General features: G+C 67.4%; 34 protein-coding genes. 3 read left to right on the plus strand and 31 right to left on the minus strand.

What is annotated here, in order from left to right:
- Positions 1–37 precede the first annotated feature (37 nt).
- The 25 genes from FHX42_RS21205 to FHX42_RS21325 form a co-directional block, all read right to left on the minus strand.
- Positions 38–223, minus strand: coding sequence for a type Z 30S ribosomal protein S14 (locus FHX42_RS21205; RefSeq protein WP_182546212.1), 186 nt, complete (start codon positions 221–223; stop codon positions 38–40).
- A 42-nt stretch (positions 224–265) separates the two neighbouring features.
- A complete protein-coding gene (gene rplE / locus FHX42_RS21210) occupies positions 266–844 on the minus strand; it encodes a 50S ribosomal protein L5 (RefSeq protein WP_182546213.1) in 579 nt (192 codons plus the stop codon).
- A gap of 3 nt (positions 845–847) precedes the next feature.
- On the minus strand, positions 848–1,162 hold the full coding sequence (gene rplX / locus FHX42_RS21215) for a 50S ribosomal protein L24 (RefSeq protein WP_182546214.1): 315 nt from the start codon (positions 1,160–1,162) through the stop codon (positions 848–850).
- Positions 1,162–1,530 carry a 50S ribosomal protein L14 gene (gene rplN / locus FHX42_RS21220; protein ID WP_182546215.1) on the minus strand — a complete coding sequence of 123 codons (369 nt, stop codon included), beginning with the start codon at positions 1,528–1,530 and terminating at the stop codon, positions 1,162–1,164. Before rplN ends, rplX begins: the two co-directional genes overlap by 1 nt.
- Before the next feature lie 121 nt (positions 1,531–1,651).
- The gene (gene rpsQ, locus FHX42_RS21225) at positions 1,652–1,945 is read right to left on the minus strand and encodes a 30S ribosomal protein S17 (RefSeq protein WP_182546216.1); all 294 of its coding nucleotides are present in this window, start codon (positions 1,943–1,945) and stop codon (positions 1,652–1,654) included.
- Positions 1,942–2,184: a 50S ribosomal protein L29 gene (rpmC, locus tag FHX42_RS21230; RefSeq protein ID WP_182546217.1), complete on the minus strand. Its 243-nt coding sequence runs from the start codon at positions 2,182–2,184 to the stop codon at positions 1,942–1,944. The genes rpsQ and rpmC overlap by 4 nt, the downstream gene beginning before the upstream one ends.
- A complete protein-coding gene (gene rplP / locus FHX42_RS21235) occupies positions 2,184–2,603 on the minus strand; it encodes a 50S ribosomal protein L16 (RefSeq protein WP_182546218.1) in 420 nt (139 codons plus the stop codon). Before rplP ends, rpmC begins: the two co-directional genes overlap by 1 nt.
- A gap of 3 nt (positions 2,604–2,606) precedes the next feature.
- A complete protein-coding gene (gene rpsC, locus FHX42_RS21240; protein WP_182546219.1) occupies positions 2,607–3,542 on the minus strand; it encodes a 30S ribosomal protein S3 in 936 nt (311 codons plus the stop codon).
- Positions 3,542–3,970, minus strand: coding sequence for a 50S ribosomal protein L22 (gene rplV, locus FHX42_RS21245; protein WP_182546220.1), 429 nt, complete (start codon positions 3,968–3,970; stop codon positions 3,542–3,544). The genes rpsC and rplV overlap by 1 nt, the downstream gene beginning before the upstream one ends.
- Positions 3,971–4,040: 70 nt before the next feature.
- Complete coding sequence (rpsS, locus tag FHX42_RS21250; RefSeq protein WP_182546221.1) at positions 4,041–4,322, minus strand: 30S ribosomal protein S19; 282 nt, start codon at positions 4,320–4,322, stop codon at positions 4,041–4,043.
- An 18-nt stretch (positions 4,323–4,340) separates the two neighbouring features.
- Entirely contained in the window at positions 4,341–5,177 is an 837-nt protein-coding gene (gene rplB, locus FHX42_RS21255) for a 50S ribosomal protein L2 (protein WP_182546222.1), read from the minus strand.
- A 33-nt stretch (positions 5,178–5,210) separates the two neighbouring features.
- Positions 5,211–5,510 carry a 50S ribosomal protein L23 gene (gene rplW / locus FHX42_RS21260; protein ID WP_328796579.1) on the minus strand — a complete coding sequence of 100 codons (300 nt, stop codon included), beginning with the start codon at positions 5,508–5,510 and terminating at the stop codon, positions 5,211–5,213.
- Positions 5,507–6,184, minus strand: a complete 678-nt coding sequence (rplD, locus tag FHX42_RS21265) for a 50S ribosomal protein L4 (RefSeq protein WP_182546223.1) — start codon at positions 6,182–6,184, stop codon at positions 5,507–5,509. The genes rplW and rplD overlap by 4 nt, the downstream gene beginning before the upstream one ends.
- Positions 6,184–6,834: a 50S ribosomal protein L3 gene (gene rplC / locus FHX42_RS21270; RefSeq protein WP_182546224.1), complete on the minus strand. Its 651-nt coding sequence runs from the start codon at positions 6,832–6,834 to the stop codon at positions 6,184–6,186. The genes rplD and rplC overlap by 1 nt, the downstream gene beginning before the upstream one ends.
- Before the next feature lie 54 nt (positions 6,835–6,888).
- The gene (rpsJ, locus tag FHX42_RS21275; RefSeq protein ID WP_182546225.1) at positions 6,889–7,194 is read right to left on the minus strand and encodes a 30S ribosomal protein S10; all 306 of its coding nucleotides are present in this window, start codon (positions 7,192–7,194) and stop codon (positions 6,889–6,891) included.
- A gap of 508 nt (positions 7,195–7,702) precedes the next feature.
- On the minus strand, positions 7,703–8,896 hold the full coding sequence (tuf, locus tag FHX42_RS21280; protein WP_182546226.1) for an elongation factor Tu: 1,194 nt from the start codon (positions 8,894–8,896) through the stop codon (positions 7,703–7,705).
- A 110-nt stretch (positions 8,897–9,006) separates the two neighbouring features.
- Entirely contained in the window at positions 9,007–11,109 is a 2,103-nt protein-coding gene (gene fusA, locus FHX42_RS21285; protein ID WP_182546227.1) for an elongation factor G, read from the minus strand.
- 78 nt (positions 11,110–11,187) lie between these two features.
- Positions 11,188–11,658 (minus strand): 30S ribosomal protein S7, encoded by a 471-nt coding sequence (rpsG, locus tag FHX42_RS21290; protein WP_182546228.1) that lies wholly within the window; start codon positions 11,656–11,658, stop codon positions 11,188–11,190.
- The gene (gene rpsL / locus FHX42_RS21295) at positions 11,658–12,032 is read right to left on the minus strand and encodes a 30S ribosomal protein S12 (RefSeq protein WP_182546229.1); all 375 of its coding nucleotides are present in this window, start codon (positions 12,030–12,032) and stop codon (positions 11,658–11,660) included. The genes rpsG and rpsL overlap by 1 nt, the downstream gene beginning before the upstream one ends.
- A gap of 712 nt (positions 12,033–12,744) precedes the next feature.
- Entirely contained in the window at positions 12,745–14,061 is a 1,317-nt protein-coding gene (locus FHX42_RS21300; protein WP_182546230.1) for a PPE domain-containing protein, read from the minus strand.
- Between the two features lie 35 nt (positions 14,062–14,096).
- Positions 14,097–14,681, minus strand: coding sequence for a DUF3558 domain-containing protein (locus FHX42_RS21305; RefSeq protein ID WP_328796586.1), 585 nt, complete (start codon positions 14,679–14,681; stop codon positions 14,097–14,099).
- Between the two features lie 3 nt (positions 14,682–14,684).
- On the minus strand, positions 14,685–15,095 hold the full coding sequence (locus FHX42_RS21310; protein ID WP_182546231.1) for a PE domain-containing protein: 411 nt from the start codon (positions 15,093–15,095) through the stop codon (positions 14,685–14,687).
- Positions 15,096–15,202: 107 nt separating this feature from the next.
- Positions 15,203–16,090, minus strand: coding sequence for an ESX secretion-associated protein EspG (locus FHX42_RS21315; RefSeq protein ID WP_182546232.1), 888 nt, complete (start codon positions 16,088–16,090; stop codon positions 15,203–15,205).
- A gap of 113 nt (positions 16,091–16,203) precedes the next feature.
- On the minus strand, positions 16,204–16,395 hold the full coding sequence (locus FHX42_RS21320; protein ID WP_328796588.1) for a DUF397 domain-containing protein: 192 nt from the start codon (positions 16,393–16,395) through the stop codon (positions 16,204–16,206).
- On the minus strand, positions 16,352–17,230 hold the full coding sequence (locus FHX42_RS21325; protein WP_182546233.1) for a helix-turn-helix domain-containing protein: 879 nt from the start codon (positions 17,228–17,230) through the stop codon (positions 16,352–16,354). Before FHX42_RS21325 ends, FHX42_RS21320 begins: the two co-directional genes overlap by 44 nt.
- Positions 17,231–17,362: 132 nt before the next feature.
- On the opposite strand from FHX42_RS21325, the gene FHX42_RS21330 reads away from it, so the two are divergent.
- The 3 genes from FHX42_RS21330 (at position 17,363) to FHX42_RS21340 (ending at position 18,530) form a co-directional block, all read left to right on the plus strand.
- The gene (locus FHX42_RS21330; protein WP_182546234.1) at positions 17,363–17,617 is read left to right on the plus strand and encodes a hypothetical protein; all 255 of its coding nucleotides are present in this window, start codon (positions 17,363–17,365) and stop codon (positions 17,615–17,617) included.
- Positions 17,617–17,841: a hypothetical protein gene (locus tag FHX42_RS21335; RefSeq protein WP_182546235.1), complete on the plus strand. Its 225-nt coding sequence runs from the start codon at positions 17,617–17,619 to the stop codon at positions 17,839–17,841. The genes FHX42_RS21330 and FHX42_RS21335 overlap by 1 nt, the downstream gene beginning before the upstream one ends.
- 479 nt (positions 17,842–18,320) lie before the next feature.
- On the plus strand, positions 18,321–18,530 hold the full coding sequence (locus FHX42_RS21340) for a hypothetical protein (protein ID WP_182546236.1): 210 nt from the start codon (positions 18,321–18,323) through the stop codon (positions 18,528–18,530).
- Between the two features lie 89 nt (positions 18,531–18,619).
- On the opposite strand, the gene FHX42_RS21345 is transcribed toward FHX42_RS21340, so the two are convergent.
- The 6 genes from FHX42_RS21345 to FHX42_RS21370 form a co-directional block, all read right to left on the minus strand.
- A complete protein-coding gene (locus tag FHX42_RS21345) occupies positions 18,620–18,889 on the minus strand; it encodes a hypothetical protein (RefSeq protein WP_182546237.1) in 270 nt (89 codons plus the stop codon).
- Positions 18,890–19,237: 348 nt separating this feature from the next.
- Positions 19,238–19,528 (minus strand): hypothetical protein, encoded by a 291-nt coding sequence (locus FHX42_RS21350; RefSeq protein ID WP_182546238.1) that lies wholly within the window; start codon positions 19,526–19,528, stop codon positions 19,238–19,240.
- Between the two features lie 268 nt (positions 19,529–19,796).
- The gene (locus FHX42_RS21355; protein WP_182546239.1) at positions 19,797–23,324 is read right to left on the minus strand and encodes an ADP-ribosylglycohydrolase family protein; all 3,528 of its coding nucleotides are present in this window, start codon (positions 23,322–23,324) and stop codon (positions 19,797–19,799) included.
- Between the two features lie 31 nt (positions 23,325–23,355).
- A complete protein-coding gene (locus tag FHX42_RS21360; protein WP_328796592.1) occupies positions 23,356–25,188 on the minus strand; it encodes a type VII secretion system-associated protein in 1,833 nt (610 codons plus the stop codon).
- Between the two features lie 271 nt (positions 25,189–25,459).
- Positions 25,460–26,050, minus strand: coding sequence for a hypothetical protein (locus tag FHX42_RS21365; RefSeq protein WP_182546240.1), 591 nt, complete (start codon positions 26,048–26,050; stop codon positions 25,460–25,462).
- Positions 26,014–26,415, minus strand: a complete 402-nt coding sequence (locus FHX42_RS21370; protein ID WP_182546241.1) for a WXG100 family type VII secretion target — start codon at positions 26,413–26,415, stop codon at positions 26,014–26,016. Before FHX42_RS21370 ends, FHX42_RS21365 begins: the two co-directional genes overlap by 37 nt.
- Between the last annotated feature and the right edge of the window lie 14 nt (positions 26,416–26,429).

Here is a 26,429-nt window from a genome sequence, read left to right on the forward strand (position 1 = left end):
ATACCTGTCACCAGGTACGACTCGTCGGGTCACCGCCTCACCAGGAAGACTTGTGCACGCCCGGAAGCTCGCCGGCGTGGGCCATCTCGCGGAAGCAGATCCGGCACAGCCCGAACTTGCGAAGGACCGAGCGCGGCCGACCGCACCGCTGGCAGCGGGTGTATCCCCGAACCTGGAACTTCGGCTTGCGCGCGGCCTTGTTGATCAGTGCCTTCTTGGCCATCGGCTCAGTTCTCCTTGTTTCGATCCTGCGCGACGGCCACGATCACTGCTGCTCCTTGAACGGGAAGCCCAGCTGCCGCAGCAGCACCCTGCCTTCCTCGTCGGTGGTGGCCGTAGTCACTACTGTGATGTCCATGCCCCGGGTGCGGTCGATCGCGTCCGGGTCGATCTCGTGGAACATCGTCTGTTCGTTGAGGCCGAACGTGTAGTTGCCGTGGCCGTCGAACTGCTTCGGCGACAGACCGCGGAAGTCCCGGATGCGCGGCAACGAGATCGTCACCAGCCGGTCCAGGAACTCCCACATACGCTGGCCGCGCATGGTGACGCGAGCACCGATCGGCATTCCCTCGCGCACCTTGAACTGCGCGATGGACTTACGGGCCTTGCGAACCTCGGGCTTCTGGCCCGTGATGGTCGTCAGGTCACGGATCGCGCCCTCGATGACCTTGTTGTCCCGCGCGGCCTCACCGACACCCATGTTCACCACGACCTTGACCAGGCCGGGCACCCGCATCGGGTTGGAGTAGGTGAACTCCTGCTGCAGCGCCGGAACGATCTCCTCGCGGTAACGGGTCTTGAGCCGGGGGACGATCTTCTCTGTGGTTTGTTCAGTCGTAGTCACGAGTCAGATGTCCTTACCGTTGCGCCGCGAGATACGCACCTTCTTGCCGTCCTCGTCGAAACGATAGCCGACACGGGTGGGCTTGCCGTCGGAGTCGGTGACCATCACGTTGCTGGCATGAAGGGGGGCCTCCTGAGTGACGATGCCACCAGACTGCGCACCACGTTCCCCGCGGGAGACCTTGGTGTGCTTCTTGATCTGGTTGACACCCTCGACCAGGACTCGCTCCTGCTTCGGGAAGGCCTGAATGACCTTGCCCTTGGCGCCCTTGTCCTTGCCGGAGATCACGACGACTTCGTCGCCCTTCTTGATCTTCATCACAAAACCTCCGGCGCGAGCGAGATGATCTTCATGTACTTCTTGTCCCGCAGCTCACGGCCGATGGGACCGAAGATACGAGTCCCTCGCGGGTCGCCGGTGGGCTTGATCAGCACCGCGGCATTCTCGTCGAACCGGATGTAGGAACCGTCCGGACGACGCTTCTCCTTCTTCTGGCGGACGATGACGGCCTTGACCACATCGCCTCGCTTCACACCGGCTGCCGGGATGGCTTCCTTCACGGTTGCCACCACGACATCACCGAGACCGGCGTAACGCCGACCGGACCCACCGAGGACGCGGATCGTGAGGATCTCCTTCGCCCCGGTGTTGTCGGCGACACGCAGTCGCGACTCCTGCTGGATCACTTCAACTCCTGACCCTAAGTTTCCGCGCTTTCACGCGAAGACACTCGGGCACGCCGGATTCCCGACCCGACGTGCGCGGTCATACCCGCATGGGGAGCCGCGAAGGACTCCCCACCGGTGCCTACTTGGCCTTTTCCTGAATTTCGACCAGGCGCCAGCGCTTGGTCGACGACAGCGGCCGGGTCTCCATCAGCAGCACCCGGTCGCCCTCGCCCGCACTGTTGTCCTCGTCGTGCGCCTTGACCTTGGTGGTCTGACGCATGACCTTGCCGTACAGCGCGTGCTTCTTGCGGTCCTGCAGCGAGACCACGATCGTCTTGTCCATCTTGGAGGAGACGACGTATCCCTCACGGACCTTGCGGTAGTTGCGGCCTTCTTCGGCCGCGGTGTTTTCCTCGGTCACTGCCTCGCTCATGCTGCGCCCTCCTCGGCCTCGTCGGACGACACCGTCAGGCCCAGCTCACGCTCACGCATGATGGTGTAGATCCGGGCGATGTCCCTGCGCACGACGCGCAGCCGACGATTGTTCTCCAGTTGCCCGGTGGCCATTTGGAACCGAAGGTTGAACAGTTCCTCCTTCGACTCCCTCAGCTTCAGCACGAGCTCTTCGTCGCCCAGTTCCCGAAGTTCGGTAGCGGTGACACCCGCGCTCATCAGAAGTCACCACCCTCACGGGACACGATCTTGCATTTCATCGGGAGCTTGTGGATCGCACGAGTCAACGCCTCGTGAGCGGTCTTCTCGTTCGGGAAGTTCAGCTCGAACATGACCCGACCGGGCTTGACGTTGGCGACCCAGTACTCCGGCGAACCCTTACCGGAACCCATGCGGGTTTCGGCGGGCTTCTTCGTCAACGGGCGGTCCGGGAAGATGTTGATCCAGACCTTACCGCCACGCTTGACGTGCCGCGTGATGGCGATACGAGCCGACTCGATCTGCCGGTTGGTCACGTAGGCGTGTTCCATCGCCTGGATGCCGTACTCGCCGAAGTTGATCCGGGTACCGCCCTTGGCGAAACCGCTACGCTTCGGCGCGTGGCTCTTGCGCCACCTGACCTTGCGTGGGACGAGCACGTCTCAGCCCTCCGTCTTCTCGTCGGCGTGGGGTTCGCTGACGGCCGGAGCGTTCTCGATGGCGGCATCTCCCGAGGTCTGCTCCTGCTGCGGGCTCTCGGCGGAACCGCCACCGGTGCCCGAGCCCTTGCGGCCCTTGCCGGCGGCGGCACGGCCACCCTCGGTGCCCGTGCCCGTGGTGCCCGAGGCACCCGAGCGCTTGCGGCCACCGCGCTCCGAGCGACCACCGCGCTCGTTGCGGCCACCGCCGCCACCGCCGCCTTCACCGCGCGGCGGACGAACCTCGGACTCCTGCTGCTTCTGCTTCAGGCCGCCGACCAGCTCACCCTTGTAGATCCAGACCTTCACGCCGATGCGACCGAAGGTCGTGCGGGCCTCGAAGAACCCGTAGTCCATGTCCGCACGGAGGGTGTGCAGCGGCACCTGGCCCTCGCGGTAGAACTCCGAACGCGACATCTCGGCACCGCCGAGGCGACCGCCGCACTGCACCCGGATGCCCTTGACCTGCGAGGAGCGCATGGCGGACTGAATGCCCTTGCGCATCGCACGACGGAAGGAAACCCGGTTGGACAGCTGCTCGGCGATGCCCTGGGCCACGAGCTGGGCGTCGGACTCCGAGTTTTTGACCTCGAGAATGTTGAGCTGGACCTGCTTGCCGGTCAGCTTTTCCAGCGAACCGCGCAGGCGGTCCGCCTCGGCACCACGGCGGCCGATGACGATGCCCGGCCGCGCGGTGTGAATGTCGACCCTGACCCGCTCACGAGTGCGCTCGATCTCCACCTTGGAGATACCGGCGCGCTCCATACCGCGCGAGAGCCGACGGCGGATCTTGACGTCTTCCGCGACGTACTCCGAATACTGCTTGTCGGCGTACCAGCGCGACTTCCAGTCCGTGGTGATGCCGAGTCGGAAGCCGTGCGGGTTGATTTTCTGACCCACTACCGGGCACTCCCCTTCTGGCTGCTGCTCTTGCGAGACTTGCCGGCCGCGGAGGGCTGGCGCGACTCGACCTCGACCGTGATGTGGCTGGTGCGCTTGCGAATCCGGTACGCACGGCCCTGCGCACGCGGACGGAACCGCTTCAGAGTCGGTCCCTCGTCCACGTAGGCCCGGTGCACCCACAGGGTGTCTGGGTCGAGAGAATTGTTGTTCTCCGCGTTAGCCATCGCACTGGCGAGCACCTTCGACACCGGACCGCTGGCGGTCTGCGGCGCGAAACGAAGCACGGCCAGGGCTTCACTGGCGCTGCGGCCCTTGATGAGGTCGACCACGCGACGCGCCTTCATCGGCGCCACGCGGACGTAGCGGGCCCGCGCCACTGCACGCGGCGTTTCCTCCGCGGCACTGTCGTCGGTACGGGCGGTCATCCTGCTACCCCTTTGCCCCGGATGCGGGAGTCTCCCCGCCGCACCCGGCTCGTTCCTGTCACAGACCCGCTCACCGGCGGCGCGACTTCCGGTCGTCCTTCACGTGACCCTTGAACGTACGGGTCGGCGCGAACTCGCCGAGCTTGTGCCCGACCATGTTCTCGCTGATGAACACCGGCACGTGCTTGCGCCCGTCGTGCACGGCGATCGTGTGGTTGAGCATGTCCGGGATGACCGTCGACCGGCGAGACCAAGTCTTGATCACGGTCTTCTTGCCCGAGTCGTTCAGCGCGTCCACCTTCTTGAGCAGGTGGTCGTCCACGAACGGACCCTTTTTCAGGCTGCGTGGCATGTGTCCTTACCTCCCTGCTCAGCGCTTCTTCTTGCCGGTGCGCCGGCGGCGAACGATGAGCTTGTCACTCTGCTGACGGCGACGAGAACGGCCCTCGGGCACACCCTTCGGGTTCACCGGGTGGCGGCCACCGGAAGTGCGGCCCTCACCACCACCGTGGGGGTGGTCCACCGGGTTCATGACGACACCGCGCACGGTCGGGCGCTTGCCCTTCCAGCGCATGCGGCCCGCCTTGCCCCAGTTGATGTTGGAGTGCTCGGAGTGGCCGACCTCGCCCACGGTCGCCCGGCAGCGCACATCCACGTAACGGATCTCGCTGGAGGGCATCCGCAGCTGGGCGTACGGGCCGTCCTTGGCCACCAGCTGGACCCTGGCACCGGCGGAGCGAGCGATCTTCGCACCGCCACCGGGGCGCAGCTCGATCGCGTGGATCACCGTACCGGTGGGGATGTTGCGCAGCGGCAGGTTGTTGCCCGGCTTGATGTCGGCACGGGCACCCGCCTCCACCCGGTCGCCCTGGCGAACCTTGTCCGGGGCGACGATGTAGCGCTTCTCCCCGTCCAGGTAGTGCAGCAACGCGATGCGGGCACTGCGGTTGGGGTCGTACTCGATGTGCGCGACCTTGGCCGGCACACCGTCCTTGTCGTTGCGGCGGAAGTCGATCACACGGTAAGCCCGCTTGTGACCACTGCCCTGGTGCCGCGTCGTGATCTTGCCGTGCGCGTTTCGGCCACCCTTGCCGTGCAGCGGCCGAACGAGCGACTTCTCCGGGTGATCACGCGTGATCTCGGTGAAGTCGGAGCCGCTGGAACCTCGGCGGCCCGACGTCGTCGGCTTGTGCTTGCGAATACCCATCTCTACGCAGTCCTCGTCCTAACTCGGCCCGTCTCAGGCGGCCGGCCCGCCGAAGATCTCGATCGGCTTGCTCTCCGGCGAGAGCTTGACGATCGCCCGCTTGGTGTCCTTGCGCTTGCCGTACCCGGTGCGGGACCGCTTGCGCTTACCCTCACGGTTGATCGTGTTGACGCTGGTGACCTTCACGTCGAAGATCTTCTCGACCGCGATCTTGATCTCGGTCTTGTTCGAGCCGGGACGAACCTGGAACGTGTACTGGTTCTCCGCAAGCAGCGCGTAGCTCTTCTCGGAGATCACCGGCGCGACGATGATGTCTCGCGGATCGGGGATCACTTGTGTGCCTCCTCAGCCTCACTGGAAGCGGCCACGGCCGAACCCTTCGACCTCTCGGCGACGAAGCGCTCGAAAGCCTGCTTGCTGAACACGAGGTCGTCGTTGACGAGAACGTCGTAGGTGTTCAGTTGCCCTGGTTCGATGATGTGCACGTTCGTCAGGTTGCGCAGGCTCAGCCAGGAGGACTCCTCCGCGCGGTTGAGCACCACCAGCACACGCCTCGCCTCGGTGAGAGAGCGCAACGCTGCCTTGCCCGCCTTGGTGGAGGGCTTCTCGCCGGTGACGAACTCGGTCACCACGTGGACCTGCTCGGCCCTCGCGCGGTCCGAGAGCGCACCGCGCAGCGCCGCAGCCTTCATCTTCTTGGGAGTGCGCTGCGTGTAGTCGCGCGGGCCGGGGCCGTGGACAGTGCCACCACCGACGAACTGCGGAGCACGGGTGGAACCCTGCCGCGCATTGCCGGTGCCCTTCTGCCGGTAGGGCTTCTTGCTACCGCCGGCGACGTCACCGCGGGTCTTCGTGGAGTGCGTGCCCTGACGCGCCGCCGCCAACTGAGCAGTGACGACCTGGTGCATCAGCGCGATGTTCGCCGGAGCGTCGAAAAGCTCGGCGGGTAGCTCCACCTGACCATCGGTGTTGCCGTCCGGGGTACGGACGTCGATCGTGAAGGCCATCACGCACCACCCTTCACAGCGCTCTTGACCAGCACCAGACCGCCCTTCGGGCCGGGAATGGCGCCCTTGATCACCAGCATTCCGGAGTCCTGCTCCACCTGGTGAACCTTCAGATTCTGAGTGGTGACCCGCTGCCTGCCCATGCGCCCGGCCATCTTCATACCCTTGAAGACCTTGCCCGGGTAGGCGCAGCCGCCGATGGAACCCGGCTTACGGTGCACCGCCTGTGTACCGTGGCTGCGACCCTGCCGAGCGAAACCCCAGCGCTTGATCGTGCCCGCGAAACCCTTGCCCTTGCTGGTACCGACCACGTCGACCTTCGAGCCCGACTCGAACATCTCGGCGGTGATCTCCTGGCCCAGCTCGTAGTCACCGGCGTCGCCGGTGCGCAGCTCTACGACGTGCCGACGAGGGGTGACCCCCGCCTTGGCGAAATGCCCGCTGCGCGGCTTGTTCACCTTGCGCGGGTCGATGGCGCCGTATGCCAGCTGCACGGCCGAGTAGCCGTCGTTGTCCGTGGTGCGGACCTGGGTGACCACGTTCGGCCCGGTCTGCACAACCGTCACCGGGACCACCCGGTTGTTGTTGTCGAAGACCTGGGTCATGCCGAGCTTGGTACCCAGAATCCCCTTCATCTGCCTGTCAGACATGAGTCTTGTTCTCTCCGCCGCCTGTCAAAAAACCGAACACAGCACGTCGCACGCTTACTGGATGTTCACGTCGACACTGGCCGGCAGGTCGATGCGCATGAGTGCGTCCACCGTCTTGGGCGACGGCTCGACGATGTCGATGAGTCGCTTGTGCGTGCGCATCTCGAAGTGCTCCCGCGAGTCCTTGTACTTGTGCGGGGAGCGGATAACGCAGTAGACGTTCTTCTCGGTGGGCAGCGGCACCGGCCCGACGACCGAAGCGCCGGTGCGCGTCACGGTCTCGACGATCTTGCGTGCGGACGCGTCGATCGCCTCGTGGTCGTAGGCCTTGAGCCGGATGCGGATCTTTTGTCCCGCCATAGTGGCTTGCCGTTCCTTCAGTCTCGTGCCGCTAGTACCTAGCGCGGTGCGGGTGGGTTCCTGGGATCGCTACCCGGCGATGTCCTGCACGACCACGGCCGTGACAGGCCCGAGTCCCCGGGAAAAGCAGCCCGCGGTCCGCCCCTGTTCAGGTGTTTGGGTGCCCGGTCCACGCGGTCGGGCGTGTCGCACGCTCGACGCAGACCAGTCCCACCGAACGACGCCGGCGGGATGGATCTTGCGATCCGTACACCTTGCTGTGGCACCCTGCCCGGACGGCGGGACGGAGAAGACACTACTTCCGTACCCACTCACGGGCCCGCGACAATCCGGTCCCGATCCGATCCCAGGGCGCGGGATCCCCGTGACGGGGCGCCTCGATCAATGCCGAACACTCGATGCCGAACATTTTCGAAGCGCCCCGACGAGCAACCCCAATAGGATGACACACGCCGTGTGCCAGCCCAAATCGGGGGTGGGGCCCGGTGAAGCCACCGGGCCCCACCCATCACTTGTGAATCTTGGTGACGCGGCCCGCGCCGACCGTGCGGCCGCCCTCGCGAATCGCGAAGCGCAGGCCCTCTTCCATCGCGACCGGCTGGATGAGCTGCACCGACATCTCGGTGTTGTCACCCGGCATGACCATCTCGGTGCCCTCGGGAAGGGTCACCACACCGGTCACGTCGGTCGTGCGGAAGTAGAACTGCGGCCGGTAGTTGTTGAAGAACGGCGTGTGCCGGCCACCCTCGTCCTTGGACAGGATGTAGACCTGCGCACCGAACTCGGTGTGCGGGGTGGTCGTGCCGGGCTTGACGACGACCATGCCGCGCTCGACGTCCTCGCGCTTGACACCGCGGATGAGCAGGCCGACGTTGTCACCGGCCTGACCCTGGTCGAGCAGCTTACGGAACATCTCCACGCCGGTGACCGTGGTCTTGATGGACTTGTCCTTGATGCCCACCATCTCGACCTCCTCGTTCACCTTGATGACGCCGCGCTCGACGCGACCGGTCACCACGGTGCCGCGGCCGGTGATGGAGAAGACGTCCTCCACCGGCATGAGGAAGGGCTGGTCGGTGGCGCGGACCGGGTCCGGGATGTTCTCGTCCACCGCGTTGAGCAGGTCCATGACCTTGGAGCTCCACTCCTCGTCGCCCTCCAGGGCCTTGAGAGCGGAGACCCGGATGATCGGGGCGTCGTCGCCGGGGAAGTCCTGCTCGCTGAGCAGCTCGCGGACCTCCATCTCGACGAGCTCCATGATCTCCTCGTCCTCGACCATGTCGGCCTTGTTGAGGGCGACGAGGATGTAGGGCACACCGACCTGCTTGGCCAGCAGCACGTGCTCGCGAGTCTGCGGCATCGGGCCGTCACTGGCCGCCACGACCAGGATGGCGCCGTCCATCTGGGCGGCACCGGTGATCATGTTCTTCACGTAGTCCGCGTGACCGGGAGCGTCGACGTGTGCGTAGTGCCGCGCCTCGGTCTGGTACTCGACGTGAGCGATCTGGATCGTGATGCCGCGCTGCTTCTCCTCCGGCGCCTTGTCGATGTTGTCGAAAGGCGTGTAGGGGTTCAGCTCGGGGTGCTTGTCGTGCAGCACCTTCGTGATAGCCGCTGTCAGCGTGGTCTTGCCGTGGTCAACGTGACCGATGGTCCCGATGTTGACGTGCGGCTTGTCCCTCTCGAACTTCGCCTTCGCCACTGGATTGTCCTCCTGGACTCTGTTCTTTCCGCCGTGCTATTTGCCGTGTCCCCGCGTTTGCACACGGAGAAGTCGTGCCAGGCGGAGTCCTTTTTTCGAACTACAGGGGATTACTCCCCCGTCGCCTTCGCGATAATCTCCCGGGCCACGTTCGTCGGAACCTCGCCGTAAGAGTGGAAATGCATCGAGTAGTTCGCACGCCCCTGCGTCTTGGAACGCAGGTCGCCGACGTAACCGAACATCTCCGACAGCGGAACCAGCGCCTTGACGACGCGGGAACCACTGCGCTCCTCCATGGCCTGGACATGACCACGCCGGGAGTTCATGTCGCCGATGACCTCGCCCATGTACTCCTCGGGCGTTGTCGTCTCGACCGCCATCAGCGGCTCGAGCAGCGCCGGGCTGGCCTTGGCGGCTGCTTCCTTCATCGCCTGCGAGCCCGCGACCTTGAAGGCCATCTCCGAGGAGTCCACCTCGTGATACTGGCCGTCCAACAAGGACATCTTGACACCGACCAACGGATAGCCCGCCAGGATACCGTACTGCATGGCATCCTGCGCGCCCTCGTCGACCGAAGGGATGTACTCCTTCGGAATCCGACCACCGGTGACCTGGTTGCTGAACTCGTAGTTCGCGCTCTCAGCGGTCTGCTCGATCGGGTCGAGCCTGATGATCACGCGAGCGAACTGACCGGAACCACCGGTCTGCTTCTTGTGCGTGAACTCGTGCTTCTCGACCGTCTTGCGGATGGTCTCCCGGTAGGCGACCTGAGGCTTACCGATGTTGGCCTCGACCTTGAAATCGGTCTTCATCCGGTTCACCAGGACGTCCAGGTGCAGCTCACCCATGCCCTTGATGATGGTCTGACCGGTCTCGTCGTCCTGCTTGATCTGGAAGGTCGGGTCCTCCTCGGCAAGCTTCTGGATCGAGGTCGACAGCTTGTCCTGGTCGGCCTTGGTCTTGGGCTCGATGGCCACCTCGATGACCGGCTCCGGGAAGCTCATCGACTCCAGAACAATCTGGTCGTTCACGTCGCAGAGCGTGTCGCCGGTGGTGGTGTCCTTGAGCCCCACGACCGCGTAGATGTGGCCGGCCTGGGCCTCGTCCACCGGGTTCTCCTTGTTGGAGTGCATCTGCAGCAGCTTGCTGATGCGCTCCTTGCGCTCCCGCGTGGAGTTCATGACCTGCTGGGCCTGGCTGATCTTGCCGGAGTAGACCCGGATGTAGGTCAGCTTGCCGTAGAACGGGTGGGCCTGAACCTTGGAGACCAGCGCCGAGAACGGCTCGTTGGTGCTCGCCTTGCGCTCCGCCTCGGTCTCGCCGTCGCGCAGCATCCCCTGCACCGGCGGCACGTCCAGCGGCGAGGGCAGGTACTCCACCACCGCGTCCAGCATCGGCTGGATGCCCTTGTTCTTGAAGGCCGTGCCACACAGCACCGGGAACGCCTCGCGGTCCAGCGTCAGCTTCCGGATGCCCTGCTTGATCTGCTCGGTGGTGAGCTCCTCGCCACCGAAGTAGGCCTCCATCAGCTCTTCGCTGGACTCGGCGACGGACTCGACGAGCTCCTGGCGGTAGCTGGCCGCGGTCTCGGCGAGATCGGCCGGGATGTCCTCGATCTCGTAGGTCGCGCCCTTCTTGACGTCACCGCGCCAGGTCAGAGCCTTCATCTGGACCAGGTCGACGACGCCCTCGAAGTCGGACTCGGTGCCGATCGGCAGCTGGAGAACCAGCGGCTTGGCGTTGAGCCGGTCCCGGATGGTGCCGACCGTGAAGTAGAAGTCCGCGCCCATCTTGTCCATCTTGTTGACGAAGCAGATGCGCGGGACGTCGTACTTGTCGGCCTGCCGCCAGACCTGCTCGGACTGCGGCTCGACGCCTTCCTTGCCGTCGAAGACGGCCACGGAACCGTCGAGCACGCGCAGCGAACGCTCCACCTCGACGGTGAAGTCGACGTGGCCCGGCGTGTCGATGATGTTGATCTGGTGATCGTCCCAGAAGGTCGTGGTCGCAGCCGAGGTAATGGTGATACCCCGCTTCTGCTCCTCGGCCATCCAGTCCATCGTCGACGCACCGTCGTGCGTCTCGCCGAGCTTGTAGTTGATCCCGGTGTAGTACAGGACCCGCTCGGTGGCGGTGGTCTTGCCCGCGTCGATGTGGGCCATGATGCCGATGTTGCGGACCTTGGTCAGGTCAGTCAGCACGTCACGTGCCACGAGTCTGTTCCCCGTTCCTTCAGCAGCAGCAAAGCTGTCGAATTAGGTGGGGCGAGGCGACCAGTCGTCGACCCGACCTCACCAGCGGTAGTGCGCGAAGGCCTTGTTGGACTCCGCCATCTTGTGCGTGTCTTCACGCTTCTTCACGCTCGCGCCGAGACCGTTGCTCGCGTCGAGCAACTCGTTGGTCAGGCGATCGGTCATCGTCTTCTCCCGGCGCTGCCGCGAGAACCGCACCAGCCAGCGCAGGGCCAGGGTGGTGGAACGACCCGCACGCACCTCGACCGGGACCTGGTAGGTCGCGCCACCGACGCGGCGGCTGCGCACCTCCAGCGAAGGCTTGACGTTGTCGAGAGCGCGCTTGAGCGTGACAACGGGGTCGGTGCCGGTTTTCTCCCTGCACCCCTCCAGAGCCGAGTACACGATGCGCTCGGCCAGCGAACGCTTACCGTCCACCAGCACCTTGTTCACCAGCTGGGTGACCAGCGGCGAGCTGTACACCGGATCGTTGTACACCGGCCGCTTCGGGGCGGGACCCTTACGGGGCATCAGCTCTTCTCCTTCTTCGCGCCGTACTGGCTGCGAGACTGCTTGCGGTTCTTCACGCCCTGCGTGTCGAGAGCACCGCGAATGATCTTGTAACGCACGCCGGGAAGGTCCTTCACACGGCCGCCGCGCACGAGCACGATCGAGTGCTCCTGAAGGTTGTGGCCCTCACCGGGGATGTAGGCCGTGATCTCCATGCCGCTGGTGAGCTTGACACGAGCAACCTTGCGCAGGGACGAGTTGGGCTTCTTCGGGGTGGTGGTGTACACGCGGGTGCACACACCGCGCCGCTGTGGGCTTCCCTCTAGCGCCGCGGTGGTGACCTTGGAGGCCTTGTCGTGGCGGCCCTTACGGACCAGCTGCTGGATCGTGGGCATGGACCGGCTTTCTCTTGAGCGTTCACGTATTCGTGGTACTCGGTCGAACCTGCACCCATGGGGGCGCCGTTCGTGCCTGGGCGTCGAGCACCGTGTTGGCCTGGAGCCGAGCACCTGGCGGTTCGGGTGTCGAGCACCGGGTAAGCACTGTGTACTTGAGGTTCCCCCGCGCCACCGCCACACCCCGAGGTCGGGCGTGTCGCCCACACCCCGGCGCCTAACGGCGTCCCAGCGGGAGTGAACCCCAGTGGGTTGTCGCAGAGGAGTTCCGTACCACCCGCGATCTACCGTCGCCACACAACCGCACGTTCACGGCCGCCGTGTCACGCACGGGCATACGGACCGGCCCGATGGTCGTCGGGTCCGGTCCACAAAGATACCCGCCCCGTTTCAGGAGGGTCAAAACGGGGGGTACCCGGCGCACCTGCGCATCCCGTCGCGCGGTCGTCCGGTCGGCGCCGACGGGGCGTCAGTGGGGGTTGTGGGGATCCAGAGGGGCATCAGTGCGGTTCTGCGGGCGGTTCCACGGGCCTCCGAAAAGTGACCGACGACCACTACCACGGGAAGAGTACCCGCGAGTTCGCCGGTTTGACCATGCCCGCCGAGTGCCGCGGTGACCTCGCGTCCGAGGACCGTCCGTGGGGAGCGGACCGTTCCGGCGGTGAGAATGCCAAAACGGTCCGTTCGCTCCGGTCGAGGTCACCCGTCCGGGTTACCGCCCGTCGCCCTCGGGCGGGGGCTTGGGTGGTTCGACGTCGGCACCGATGACCGGGGGCGCGGTCGGCGGCAGGTCGAGGTCCTGCCAGGCCTCGTCGGTGGGCACGAGGTACTTGGTCTCGTGCTCCTCGTCCTCGCCGCCGTCCTGCTGGCCACGTCCGGCCGCTCCGCCCATGGGGACACCGCGCGCACCGGTGGTGCTGCTGGTGCTGGTCGTGGAGGTGGTGGGCGTCGTGCCACCGGTACCGGGCGCGGCGGTGTAGGCGCGGCCTCCGCCGGGCAGGCTGCCGCGACCGGTTCCCGCGCCCGTTCCGGTGCCGGTGCCGGTGCGACCACCGAAGCCGCCGCCGCGTCCGGCACCACCACCGGAGTACGCGCCGCCACCGGCGACGCCGCCGACGAAGCCACCACCGGTACCGGGCCCGGGGCCCGTTCCCGCTCCGGGGGCCGGTGCCGGAGCGCCCGTGGCCGGGGGCGGAGCGACCCAGGAGGAGTCGCTGTCGGCGGGGCCCTCGGGCATGTCGCCGTTGTCGCCCGGTGCGCTGCCGCCTGGACCGCCACCGGCGCCGGGGCCCGTCCCGGAGCCGCCGGAACCGGAGCCGTCTCCGCCGGCCGGTGTCACCGTTCGGCCGGAGTCGTCGTCGGACGTGCGATACGTCGACGCCGAACCGTCGCCGGTGCCCGGCTGCGTCCCGGTCTCGGTGCTGACGGTGCCGACCTGGCGCACCTGGGCCTGCGAGACGTCACCGGAGAACTTCGGCACCGGCGAGAAGTGCCGAACACCGGTGGTGCGGTCGTTGCTGGCCGCGGTGTAGCCGTCGTACTGGCGGCGGGCCTCGGCGGCGACCGCGTCGTGGTTCTCCTCGTGCTGGGCGTGGACGCCCTTCTTCATCCCGTAGGAGACCGGGCTGAGGTAGTCGGCCCAGCCGATGTTCGAGGACGGCACCTCGTAGGGCTCGGGGAAGGAGTGCTTGAAGTCCGCCGAGGCCTGGGCCTGCTGCTCGACCGTCGAACCGACCTGGGAGGCCACCTCGATCGACTCCTCGGTGGCCCGCTTCAGCGGCGTGACGCTGGAGCGCATCCGCTCGCCGGCCGCGCCGTCGACGGCGACCTCGCAGTCCTTGAGCACCCGGTCCAGCTCGCCGTGGGCGTCGTCGAACTTGGCGCTGACCTTGTCGCGCCACTCACCGGCCGCCTGCGACATGCTCGACACGCCCGGACCGGACTGCCACTGCTCGTAAATCTTCTGGTGGTCGAAGTTCGCCTGCGCTCTGCTGGGCTCCTCGTCCTGCCCGAACAGCCACCCGAACATGCGTCCCCTCGCTCTCTCCTGCTCGTGGCCACCGCTCAGGCCGGTGGCAGGTTCTCCAAAACCATGCCCGCGATCCTGTCCGACATGGCGCACGGATCCGCGTACTCGGGATCGCCCCGGCCGTCACTGCCGACCGTGAACGAGACGTAAAATACGTCCGTCTTCGACGTGCCCACGAACGTGCCGCATCGGAGATCGTTCTTACCGCCATGCACCGCCGGGTAGCCCTGCACCCGATGGGTGGGCTTGCCGTCCTCGCTGTTGTTGAACGCCGCCGTCCGAATGCCCTGTCCCTGCACCGTGTCGGGAGCCACGCTGACGGCTGCTTGCTGGTTGCGCCATAGACACCGAGGTTGCCCCCACTGCGAATCACTGTGTGGCTTGGGCTCTCCTGTGCCGATCTGTTGCGCCTGCTGGGAAGTCAGTAGTTGACACGGATCGGGAACCGCCGCCAATTTCAACGGTTTCGGGATGGAGAACGGTCCCTGAGAGGCCTCCGCCGAGGTGCTCTCCCCCGTAGTCGGCTCCGGACTCCCCGAGCCGGGACCGGCGGCACAGCCTGCCAGGCCCAGGGCCAGCGCGGCGGCGGCTACGGTTCGTGTGGTTCGTGTAGTGCTCACTGGTCAGGCCATCCGGTTCGCTTCGTCGACGCGCTGGTAGTCGGTGATGGCCTGCTCCACGGCGGCCTTGAACTCGTCCACCCAGTCGATCATGCCCTGGGCCGTGTCGAACAAGCTGTTCTCGCCGCCCGAGGCCCGCTGGGTGATGTTCCTGGTGACCTGCTTGGTCACCTCGTCCCACGCAGGCGGTGCAACGTTAGATAGGCCGTCAGAAAGCCGCTGCGCTTCCTCGTACTTCGTCCGCACTCGATCCAGACCGGCCTGGAGCTTGGGCAGCATCTCGGGCCGGACCTCGAAGCTGCTCTGGCCGTTGGCCGTGCTGGCCATGATCATGGCCGATCCCGTGGCGGGGTTGAACGGCGTCAGCACCGCCCCGGCCGCGTACATCTGCTGCGGAGTCATCGGCTGACTCATGCGTGTCCCTTCCGCCGGAACCACACCCCGGTCCGGCTCGTCGAGCTTGATCCTGGCACAGCGGTGCTCGCGCGTGGGCGGGTTCGCCCAAACCGACCGGGTCCGGTTCACACCCACCCGCCCCGACGATCGGACCGCTGCTCACGGGCGTCGGCGACCTGCTCGCGCAGCTGGTCGAGATACCGCTTGGCCGTGTTCGCCACCCGTTCCGGCTCGGCCGGACCGAGAACGGTGTTCGTGCCCTGCGGCAGTCGCGGATACATCGCGACCCGCCCGGAGGGCGCGTGGTGCATGTCGATCGCGTGCGGACCGATGTGCATCGTGCCGTCCTGCTCGCGGACGGCGACCGCGAGCTGCATGGTCGTCCGGTCGGCCATGCGGTTGAACGCCCCGATCGCCTCGGCGTCAGCGGCGGGGACGTCGCGCCTGCGCAGCTCGTAGGCCAGCCACCGGTCCTGCTCTCCCCGGTGCTGCTCGGCCTCGGCACCGGCCTCGGCCAGCGTCACCGAGGACACCGACACCGGTCCGCCCTCGGCGGGCGCCATCTCGGGCAGGCAAGCCGTCAGCGACTTCCACGCCGCGCTCGGGGCGATCTCGTCGATGAGCACGTCCTCGCGCTCCATGATCACCCGGAACGCCAGCCGGTCGTGCGAAGCGACCATGACCCGCACTTCGTCGGCGCCGGGATCACCGATCTGGAGGAAGGCGCACGACTCGCCGTGCACCAGCGTCGAGACGATCTCGTAAGCCTGGTCGGAGAGCTGACCGTCGGACTCGACCCAACCACGTCTCCGCACGGAGGCCTCCGCGTCGGCCAGCAGCGCGGCGGGATCGTCCGGTGCGGGCAGTCCGCTGTCGCGAGAGGTCAGAAACGACGGAACCCGGAACTTGCGCTGCCCCAGCGGCCCTCGGACCTTCCCCGCGTCGTGCCGCTGCTTCTCGTGGCGCACGACGGCTCCCAGCTCCCAGAAACTGCACCGTGTCCCCGGCATCATGCCCCCTCGTGATCGCTCGATCCGGTGATCACGAGGCTAACGGATCACGGGCGGCCGCGGGTGGTGTCGCCATGAAGAAGTGACGACACCACCCGCGGGGACCATCGAACGCGTCAGCGCTCGTAGCGCCCGGCGCGGACGGCGGACAGGAACGACCGCCACTGCCGCGCGTCGGCCGTGAAGTACCCGGCCGCCCGGTCCTTGGTGTCCCGCACGACCACCGCGCCCGGGGCCGTGCCGACCTCGACGCAGTTGGTCTCTTCACCGCTGTAACTGGACTTCAGCCAACCCTCGTACGTAATCACTGTCTTCCTCCATCGCCTGCGCACGCGCGGCGATGAGGTTGACCGACTCGTCTGAACTCAACGCCGCTTCCGCCAGCGTAGGCAAGGCATCGAAAAACGGTGAAGTTTCTTCAGGTTCGTCCAGGAACACGCTGGAACGGCGGTGTTCGAGATGCACGATGGCGCGTTGCCGCCGGAACTCCAGCAACACGTGGTTACCGTTCAGCCCCACGTGTGCTCCTATCGAAAGCGGCATGATCTGGAGCGTCACGTTCGAGCGCTCGGCCATCCGACTCAGGTGGCGCAGTTGCTCGACCAAGACCCTCTTGCCGCCTACCGGGCGGTACAGCGCTGACTCGTCCACGATCGCGTGATACTCAACAGGCTCGTTCCGTGTCAGCACGCTTTGACGCCCGAGGCGCAATGACACACGAGACTCCAGGTCATCGCCTTCGTGGCCGCCAACACCGATGATCGCGCGCGTGTAGTCAGCAGTCTGGAGCAGTCCTGGCATCAACGCGAGTGAAATATCAGTGATCTTCGCTGCTTTCCGCTCGAAGTCGATCAGAGCAAGCAGCTGTGAGGGCATTCCCGAGTAGCCGACCTCCCACCAGCGGGTCTTGTCGGCATCCTCAGCGAGGTCAAGCAAGCGTGCCCGTTCGTCACCGGTGATTCCCAACGTTGCGACGACAATCGCTACCTCGGTCTGGGTAGGCACCTTGTCACCCGACTCCATGCGGCCAAGTGTGGCCCGGGACCACCCGCAGCGCTTGGCCAGCTCTTCAAGACGCAGATCAACGCCCTTGCGGAGCTTACGTATCTCGGTACCCAGACCTCTGGCTCGTGCCGTGCTCATGGAGACAGCCTAAGCAACCGACTGAGATATACACATCATCCTTTCGAGTGATTGAGACTGAAGCGCCTTGTTGAGATTGTCTCAACAGATCATAGTGTCCATGAGACAAACACTCGATCAAGGAGGCCAGTCATGACCAGGATGTTTCCGCAGGTGGTGTGGTGGGTGGTGCCGGCCGGGCAGTCGTTGCGGCACGCCACGCGGCAGGAGCCGGGCGCGCAGATGGACGGTGGTCCGCTGGCGGTGCTGTGCGGGGCCGAGGCCAAGGTGCCGTTCACGACCCCGGCCGGGACGACGCCGCGCAGCGTCGGGGTCTGGCACCGCTGCCGGGACTGCGAGGCCGTCGAGCTCAGTTCCGAGCTGCGTCACCACGACTGGGACTCCTGATGCGCGCAGAGCCCCTGCGCGCCGATCCCGCTTACTACGCCATCGGACTGCGCGGCGAACCCATCCGCCACACCGTCCCCACCAACGCCCCGGTATCCACCCTCGACGGCGTCCCCGTCACCCAGGTGGCCTGCCGCCTGCTGGGCCAACTCCTCGTCGGCGACCCCGACCCGGCGATGGCGTGGTGCATCGAGTGCCACGACGTCCTCCGCCTCGGCGCCTGATGCCCCATGAACAGGGAAAACCGGTTTCGCGCGAAACCGGGCCACACGAAAGCCGCAACCCACGGCACGGAAACTCCGGTTCCCGTCTCGCCCACGAAGGACAGCCCTCATGACGCACTGGCTCGCCTCGGCCGTGGTGGCCCCCTACTACGCAGTCCTCGGCTTCCACGCCTACGGCTACGCCCCATACCCCCGACCCCGCCACGCCGAAACCGGCCCCGCCAACCGCACCGTCCGCCAACTGCTCGACAAGCTCGAGGCCGAGTCCGAGCGCCTTGATCCACCCACCGGCCGCCACGCCTGGAACGGTCCCCGCCGTCCCGCTGCCCTTCTAACGCTCGTCACAGACCCGGCCCGGCGCGGTGACCAGCCCCGACACCCGCACCGGTCCGACGCGGTGGCCGGACGCGTATCCCCCGACCCTGCACGCACGGCCACCGCACCCACCGCCCGGATCCCGACAGAACCAGGAAGCCCCAGTGCCCCAGCCAGCCGCTTACTGGGCCGCCCTCGGCCACCACAACCACGTCGTCGCCGAGGACACCCCACCCGACCGACGCGGCAAGATCGCCGCACTCTGCGGAGTCCTGTCACCGCCCGACGACATCACCGCCCCCGACGGCCGTCCCACCTGCACCTGGTGCAAGGACCAGGCCCGCAACGGCCACTACCGCATCACTTCCCGCTAAGGGTGACGTGGACCGTTCGGATTCAAGTGGCCCGGCAGCGTCTTCTTCCACTGCCCGGACACCACGAAGAAGCCCGGCAAGCACAGCAGTCAGGCCAGAACTCCGAAAAACGGTGCAATAAAACTGACGGCATCGGCAGGATTATTGCCCATGAAGAACGGGGCGACCACACCGGCCACGCTCCCGAGGACATCGAGTATCGTCACGATGATCAGAGAGTTTCGGGCGAGTCTGTAGTTCCGGTACGCCCGCCGCACGTCGATGCACTCCCCCGGCGGCAGGTGCACCGTCTCCCGTGTCACCAACTGACCCCGGGTGGTAATCGCCAGCCGCGCAAAAGCGAGTGCGCCGATTATCACGGAAATCCCCCACGAACAGGACCCCGGCGAGCATCAGCACCACTCCCGCACTGCCCCCGTCAACCAGGAACAGCACACCCCCGAGAAAGTGAAAAATTCCGAACACCACAGCCAGCAGGGAGCAAAGGACGAAAAGAGCGATATACCAGGAAATAAGATTCAGGGGCTTCCCCGGAGGCAGCGGGGAATGCCTCGTATCGGGATTTGCCCACACCCCCCGGATTACCGTACATACCGGTCTCACTTCCCCCCCTGCTCGTCACGTGATGGCCACCTTCCTGATCCGCTCCGGTGACCGTAACGATCACGTCCTGAACCGTGGGGCTATTCGAATCACCACCGAATCCCTCACCGCTCGACGAGCCGGCCTCCGGCGACGAAGACCGTGTTGCCCTCGCCCGGACCGAAGCGGTCCAGCTCGCCGTCGGTGTGGAGATCCACCAGCTGTTTCTCGTCGTAGGCCTCCATCACCGGGTGCCCCGCCGCCAGATACAGCCGGACCTCCTGCCACTCCAGGCGGGGCAATACCGGACGGAACACCAGCGGATCGCCCCGTTCGTCGCGGTCGTCGAAGACCCGCGCCATCCGCATCGCGTGCGGCTGGTCGGCGCCGTGCAGCACCGGCCGGATTCGGTGCACTCACCGTGCTGAGCGGGAGGCGCGAACCGGGACCAACGTTGGTCCGGCGCCTCGTGGTCGTCGAGCAGCACCCGCTCGATCGCCTCGACCCCGCCCCGTCCCCGAGATGCCGGGGAGAGCGAGTCCGCCGTGTCCTCGTCGGCCTCCGGCTGATCACCCAGCCAGGTCACGAGGGCGGCTCGCTCGTCCAGCTCCTCCAGCCGGCAGAGCTGACCGCCCACGCGGCACAACGTGCTCGACCAGGCATCGTTGAAAGGCGTGCCGATGCTCAAGAGAGTTCCCCCTGGGCACTGTCCCGGCGCGGGCGGTCCCACTGCACGGGGCCGACGCTGTTGATCCGGCGCGGGGCCGGTTTGGGCTGGTGGGCGTCCGGGTCGATCATCTCCGTGTCGGCCCGTGCCTGCGGTTCGGCGGCGACCGGCTCCGGCTCGGTGGGGGTGGCGTCGGCGGGCTGCTCGGGCTGCTCGGGCTCCCGACCGATCACGGGCAACTGCTTCGTCGGCGGGTCCAGCGCGTCGTCGCTCCCCGTGCTGTCGTCGCCCCCCGTGCTGTCGTCGCCCCCCGTGCTGTCGTCGCCCCCCGTGCTGTCGTCGCCCCCCGTGCTGTCGTCGCCCCCCGTGCTCAGGGCGCGGACCGGGTACCGCTCGTTCCAGTCCTCGTCGACCGGGGCATGCGCGTCCTCCTCGCTCGCCGGGAAGCCGAACTCGGCGACGTAGTCCATCGCCGCCTGCTCGACGACGTCGCGCAGCTCCAGCTCGGCCAGCCAGCCGACCGGCAGCCCGGCGATGCCGACCAGCGCACCGGTGATGTTGCCGCAGATCGCCCCGGTGGAGTCGCTGTCGCCGGAGTGGTGCACGGCGATCCGCAGCGCCAGCTCGATGTCGTCGCCCGCGGCCAACGTCGCGCACACGGCGATGGCCAGGGCCTGCTCACCGACCCAGCCACCTCCCAGTTCCGCGGCCAGCTGCTCCGGCGTGGGCATGCCCTGCTCGGCCAGCGAGACAGCGGCCTCCAACGCCCTGCTGGTCTCCTCGTGACCCTCCCAGGTCTCCAGCACCTGCAACGCCAGCCAGACGCCGTCGTCGAGTCCGCTGCCCAGCACGGCCTGTTGCACGATGACCGCGAAGGCCCCCGCCGACAGGTAACCGCTCGGGTGGCCGTGGGTCAGCGCGGCCGTCCGAGCGGCCAGTTCGAAGGCCTCGGCCGGGTCGGAGGACCACAGCGCGGCCGGAGCCGCACGCATGACACCGCCGCAGCCCTTCGAGTTGTTGACGGGTTCGGCCGGGGTGCCCTGCCGCTCTCCCCGACCGAAGTGGTCCAGCGCTCCGAGCACGGTCCTGCCCGGCGCGCGGGAGGAGAACAAGCCGGGCACGCAGACCAGCCAGCCGTCCGGCTGCGGGTAGTCGGACAGGAACGACCCCGCGGCGGCGTCCCAGGACGCACCCTGCGTGTGGAGCCAGCGCTGGTAGGCCAGCTGCAGCTCCGCGATCGGGTCCGCCCGTCCCAGCGTGCGGCGAGCGAGACTGCCGCGAACGAGTCCCTCGGCGGTGAACAACGTCAGTTGCGTCTCGTCGGTGATCGCGCCGTGCACGCCGTAGGCCTCGCCCAGTCCGCTCGGCCCGTCCGGACCGAACTTCTCACCGATCTGCTCGGCGGTGGAGAACTCCAGGTCCGCGCCGAGAGCGTCACCGAGAGCACCCCCGAGGAAGCAGCCGAGCACCCGTTCGGTCAGCGACGGCGCCACGGTGTCGACGTCCTCGACCACCGCGTGGCCCCCGCCGGAACGCTGGGACTGCGATGCCGGGGACTCCGGTTCGTCCGCGACGTGCTCCGGCTCCTCTCCTGCGGCGAGTTCCTCAGGTGCGACCGGCGAGGACGTATCCGGCTGATCACCCGGCCCGACATCCGGCCGTTCGGATCGGGTTCCCCCCTCCGACGATTCCTCGGCGTCGGAGGACTGCCCGGTCGGGACGGATTCGAAGGACTCCGGGGCGGCGGAGGGTGCGGTGTCCCCGAGGCTCGGGAACGTGACCTCGGGGCCGGCCGCGGAGGGCTCACCGGGGGGCTCCTCGGCGGGAGGGGCCTCGACCGGCGGAGCTTCGACGGGAGGAGCTGCCGGGAGAGGGCTCTCCGCGGACGGGACCGCTGGAGGTGAGCTCTCGGCCAGCGGATCCTCCGCGAAGGGGCTCTCGACGAAGAACCCCTCCGTGAAGGAACTCCGGACAGGAAACTCCTCCGTGAAGGAGCTCCGGAGGGGGAGCTCCTCGCCGGAGAAGGGCTCGGCCGACGACTCCTCCTCGAAGGAACCCTCGTCAGTAAGCTCGCCCGCGGAGAAGGGCTCGGCCGACGACTCCCCAGCGAAAGACCCCTCGGCAGCGAACTCCTCCACGGAGGAACTCTCGGCGGGGGCGTCCTCCGCGGAGGACGCCCCGACGGCGGGCAACAACTCCGTGGGCGAGAACTCGGCTTCCGGGTACGTCTCGTGAACCGCTTCCGGCACCTGCTCGGCGGTGCTCCCGGCGTCCGCCTCGACGCGTTCCGAGGCCACGGAGTACGGCGTGGGTGTCGGACCGTCGGCGGTCGTACCGAGCGGGCCGGACTGCTCCAGTTCCAACGGGCCGGACAGACTCCCCCGGGACTCGGGAACGTAGCGCTGCGCCCACTTCGGCAGCGGCGGAGGCGGCGGCGGTTCGAAGGCTTCGGTGGCGTCCGCGCACAGCGTCTCGATGATCTCCCGCGACTCCAGCTCGTCCAGCCACTGCGCGGGAATCGAGCCGGGGCCGTGAAGCACCCCCGCGATCTGCCCCGCGAGCGCGCCGGTGACCGAGCTGTCGGCGGACTGGTTGACCGCCGTCAGCACCGCGTCGGCGAAGTTGTCGGTGCAGGCCACCGAGGCCAGCGCGATCCCGAGCTCGCCGGGCTTGCCCTCGGTGTCGAACTCGGCGTCCAGCGTCGTCGGCTCCGGACGGCGTCCGCCCTGGGTGGAGAACATGGCCGCGTAGAGGGTGCGGAGAACGGAGGCGGGGAACGGCCCGTTGGAGTAGGCCCGCCCCAACCTGTTGAGGTTCGACGCCGAGACCGCGTCCCACAGCTCGCCCCCGCGCATGAGTTGGGAGAGCACGTCGGCGTGGAACCCGGCCGCACCGTGGGTGTCGCTGTCGTCGGTGAGGATGTTGGCGACGGCCGCTCCCGCGGCGTGGACGAAGTCGTAGGACTCGCTCCAGGCCATGACCGGTGCCGCCCACACCAGGGAGGACACGACCTCCGCGTTCCCGAGGGGCGCCCGGACCCGCTCCTCCGAACGCGGCGGCTGCGCCGCGAGGTCACCCAACCCCGCGAAGGCGACACCTCCCGGAGCGCGCGTGGAGAACAGCTCGCGACGGTCGAGCAGCCATCCGCAGGGTTCGGGATACGTCCCCAGGTAGGGGGCCATCGCGTACTCCCACGGCACGCCCTGGGTGTACAGCCAACGCAGGTGGTTGGCCCGCACGACCTCCGTGGGCAACCACCGGGTACCGCCGTGATCGGCTGCCCTGGCCTGGAGCAGCGCGTCGAGGGTGAACACGCTCAGCTGCGTGAGATCGGTGCCCGCGCCGCGCCGGCCGAACGGGGACAGGTAGTCGACGACGCCCCCCGCACCGAACCAGTGCTGGATCGCCGTCGTCGACCAACGGCGCACTCCGGCACCGAGCGCGTCGCCCACGGCGCCGCCGAGCATCGCTCCGCGGAACCGGTCGGACCACGTCGGGACGTGTGGTGTGGGGTCCTGAGCGGACCAGAAAGCGTTCTCGGGCATCGCCATGTCTCCAGTCGGGGGGATCGCGAGATCACCAGGCGGGGTAGCGCCGCGTCCACGCGGCATCGGTCGGGGGCTCGGGGCTGAACTCGGCGAGCGCGTCTCGGGACAACGCCTCGATCACATCGTGCAGCTCCAGGACGCTTGGCCAGTCGTGCGGGATACCGCGCATGCCGTGGACGGCACCCGCGATGTTGCCGCAGACGATGCCGGTGGAGTCGGAATCACCGGAGTGGTTGACCGACAACAACATCGCGTCCCGCAGGTTATCGGTCGCCAGTACGGCGTAGAGCCCGATCGCCAGTGCTTCCTCGCCGATCCGTCCTTCGCCGATCTCGGCGGTGATCTCCTCCGGGGTGAGTACGCCGCGCTCCGCCAGCCGCGTCGCCGTGTCCATCGCGCGCAGCTGCTCCTCGTGACCGCGCCAACGAATCAGCAGCTCACGCACCATGCGCACGGAGTCCGACAGCGACACGCTCCTGATCAGCTGGTGCACGATCGTGGCCAGCACTCCCGCCGACAGGTAGCCGCTGGGATGACCGTGGGTCAGCGCGGCCGTTCCCGCCGCCGCGTGGAACACCTCGGCGGGGTCGTTCGACCACACGGCCACCGGCGCTGCGCGCATCACACCGCCGCAGCCCTTGGAGTCGTTGATCGGGCCGGCGAAGTTCGCCGATACGCGCGTCTGGGCGAAGTTCATCAGCGCCGTCATGCACGTGTTGCCCGGCGCCCGCGCGGCGTACAACGCCCGGTTGGTGCTCAACCACCCGTCCGGCTGCGGCAGGTGCACCGCGTACGGGCCGCCCGCCTGTCGCCACGGACGGTTCTGGGTGTGCAGCCACCGCTGGTAGGCGTGCTGCACCTCGGGAATCGGATCGTTGTCCACCGGACTGATGCGCCGCGCGACGTGCGCGCGGATCAACCCTTCCAGGGTGAACAGCATCATCTGGGTGTCGTCGGAGATCTCGGCCACCCCGTCGCGCGTCACCGGCCCCGTCACGCCCTGCTCGCCGCGGGAGCGGCGGATCATCTCGATCGGCTGGAACTCGATGCCGTAACCGAGCGCGTCCCCCAACGCTCCGGCCACCATGCTGCCCATGAACCGCTCGTGCGGATTCGGCGGAGGTTGGGGTGCGGGGGCGGGTCGGGGTGGTGGTGTGGCCTGCTCGGAACGTTCCGGGGCCTGTTCCGCAGCGCCATCCGTCCCACCTGCTTCGAGGGCCGCCAGCAGTTGAGCCCCGGCGAGCTGGGCCTGGTGCCGAGTGCCGATATCGATGATGAGATCGCCCTCGGCGAGAAGCGGTTCGACGGACTCCGCGGTCCCCTCGCGAACACCCTCCGCGAAGTTCGGCAGGTATTTCGTCGAGGAGGCCGCGACGACTGCCCGGCCGTCACCGACCGGAAACAGTGACGCGGCGCCGTCCTCCGTCGTCACAAGCGCGAACTCGCTCTCACCGAGCGCGGAGGCGAGCCCCTCGTCCGACACGTGACCGGTCTCGTACAGCTGCAGGGTTCGCTCCAGCGAGTTCTCCGGTTCCGGAAAACCCAGGGGCACCGGCGAGGGACGATACGCGGGGTTCGGCCGGTACTCACCGGTCACACCGCCGCTGCCGTCCACCCAGTACTCGCCGACGAAGGTCTTTCCCTCCGGAGTTCGCCGTGGTTGATCCCGGAACATACGGTCCGGCACGGACAACCAGGTCTCCGAAAGGTGGCTCGCCTCGTACCGGAGCTCTTCGGTGACCTCCGGAGCCGAGAACGCGATCGCGCGACCGCCGAGCAGCATCAGGTCGTGCACGTCGGAGGAAGTCGCGATGTGCACGTTCCGCCCCACCAGCAGTGGAAGCAGCCGGTACCCGAGCACACCAGCCGTTCCCGGAGCGAACTCCGGAACGGCGTCAGCGGTCGTGCAAACCCGTATCGGCTCCTTGGACTGATCCTCGATGTGGAAAAAGCCGGGTCCGACGACTCCTCCGAACCGACCAACAGCAACTTCGCGGTCAAAAACTCCTCGTAAACCCGCGAAATCGGACCCTGCTCGTTCGCATGGAGCTCGATGGCCTGCTCCAGCGCGGTCACCGAAGCCGATCGTCGCTCGTCCTTCTCGTTTTCCACGGGAAACCTCTCGTTCTCGTTCACCAAGCCGGATAGCGCTGCCCGGAGGGTGGGGCTGTCGTGGACGGCCCGGTCTCCGTCGGGGCCGGAGCTGACCCACTGGCCCGACTCGTTCCAGCCGGGCTGGGGCGTCCTCGAGGAGTCGGTGTCGAACCTCGCCCGGTCGCGGCCGGCATACGTGTTGCCCGTAACAGCAGCCGCACCGGCTCGCCCGCGGAGTAGCCGGGAGCCGAGCACAGAATGTGGACCAGTTCGGCGGCCGAGAAGGGTTCACCACCGAAGTGGACACCGTCCGGCCGGCCGTGAATCTCGACGGTGCAGCGCTCGGGGTTCGGCGCGGTACCGACGGTCTGGCGCTCGGCACCGGAGACGAGCCCGGACCGGACCGCGTCCGTGGGCTTGCTCCCACCCCAGTTCTCGCGGGTGCCCATCGCGGACTTGGCCATCTCGGCGGCGCGGTCGCCGTCCGCCCTGACCGCCTCGATTCCGTCCGCTGCCGCCCGATACGCCTCGGACGTCCTGCGCAGCGCTTCCTCGTCGCCCTCGGGCCGGGATTCGCCGACCACGATGGGCATCAACCACTGAACCCACTCGGGCACTTCGACGGACACGGGTGCACTCCCCCAGAAAACGGGCCTGCGGCCTGGCAGACCTGTCGTTGCAAGCCCGGGAACTCGCCGCTGGCCTGCTGGTCGTCGGCCTCGGCGATGTCGGCGGCGGTGGACGGGTTCGCGCCGACGCGGCCGATCGATCCCCCGGTCTTACCCAGCGAGTCCAGCAACTTGTCCCGATTGGGCACGGAGTTCTGGGCGAAGCTCCGGCCGGCCTCCCCCCGGCCCCAGCACGCGCCCCCGGCCTCCAGCGCGGAACGCAGCGTCTCCAGCACCTGCCGGAGGTCGTCGCCGACGTTGCCCGCCACGTGCTTGGCACTTCGGCGCAGGGTCTCCGGCTCCATGGGCGTACGCGGTGCGCTCACCACCGACCTCCGGC

The sequence above is a fragment of the Halosaccharopolyspora lacisalsi genome (assembly GCF_014137975.1).
GTDB classification, from domain to species: Bacteria; Actinomycetota; Actinomycetes; order Mycobacteriales; family Pseudonocardiaceae; genus Halosaccharopolyspora; species Halosaccharopolyspora lacisalsi.

Coding starts and splice junctions, on each gene's coding strand:
- rplV (WP_182546220.1), bottom strand. CDS start 3,970: ATGACCGCCCGTACCGACGACAGTGCCGCGGAGGAAACGCCGCGTGCA.
- FHX42_RS21300 (WP_182546230.1), bottom strand. CDS start 14,061: ATGTTCGGGTGGCTGTTCGGGCAGGACGAGGAGCCCAGCAGAGCGCAG.
- FHX42_RS21205 (WP_182546212.1), bottom strand. CDS start 223: ATGGCCAAGAAGGCACTGATCAACAAGGCCGCGCGCAAGCCGAAGTTC.
- FHX42_RS21315 (WP_182546232.1), bottom strand. CDS start 16,090: ATGATGCCGGGGACACGGTGCAGTTTCTGGGAGCTGGGAGCCGTCGTG.
- rplC (WP_182546224.1), bottom strand. CDS start 6,834: ATGTCTGACAGGCAGATGAAGGGGATTCTGGGTACCAAGCTCGGCATG.
- rplX (WP_182546214.1), bottom strand. CDS start 1,162: ATGAAGATCAAGAAGGGCGACGAAGTCGTCGTGATCTCCGGCAAGGAC.
- rplB (WP_182546222.1), bottom strand. CDS start 5,177: ATGGGTATTCGCAAGCACAAGCCGACGACGTCGGGCCGCCGAGGTTCC.
- rpsQ (WP_182546216.1), bottom strand. CDS start 1,945: ATGAGCGAGGCAGTGACCGAGGAAAACACCGCGGCCGAAGAAGGCCGC.
- rpsJ (WP_182546225.1), bottom strand. CDS start 7,194: ATGGCGGGACAAAAGATCCGCATCCGGCTCAAGGCCTACGACCACGAG.
- rplD (WP_182546223.1), bottom strand. CDS start 6,184: ATGGCCTTCACGATCGACGTCCGTACCCCGGACGGCAACACCGATGGT.
- rpmC (WP_182546217.1), bottom strand. CDS start 2,184: ATGAGCGCGGGTGTCACCGCTACCGAACTTCGGGAACTGGGCGACGAA.
- FHX42_RS21310 (WP_182546231.1), bottom strand. CDS start 15,095: ATGAGTCAGCCGATGACTCCGCAGCAGATGTACGCGGCCGGGGCGGTG.
- FHX42_RS21355 (WP_182546239.1), bottom strand. CDS start 23,324: ATGCCCGAGAACGCTTTCTGGTCCGCTCAGGACCCCACACCACACGTC.
- rpsS (WP_182546221.1), bottom strand. CDS start 4,322: ATGCCACGCAGCCTGAAAAAGGGTCCGTTCGTGGACGACCACCTGCTC.
- FHX42_RS21335 (WP_182546235.1), top strand. CDS start 17,617: ATGCGCGCAGAGCCCCTGCGCGCCGATCCCGCTTACTACGCCATCGGA.
- rpsG (WP_182546228.1), bottom strand. CDS start 11,658: ATGCCCCGTAAGGGTCCCGCCCCGAAGCGGCCGGTGTACAACGATCCG.
- rpsL (WP_182546229.1), bottom strand. CDS start 12,032: ATGCCCACGATCCAGCAGCTGGTCCGTAAGGGCCGCCACGACAAGGCC.
- FHX42_RS21325 (WP_182546233.1), bottom strand. CDS start 17,230: ATGAGCACGGCACGAGCCAGAGGTCTGGGTACCGAGATACGTAAGCTC.
- FHX42_RS21330 (WP_182546234.1), top strand. CDS start 17,363: ATGACCAGGATGTTTCCGCAGGTGGTGTGGTGGGTGGTGCCGGCCGGG.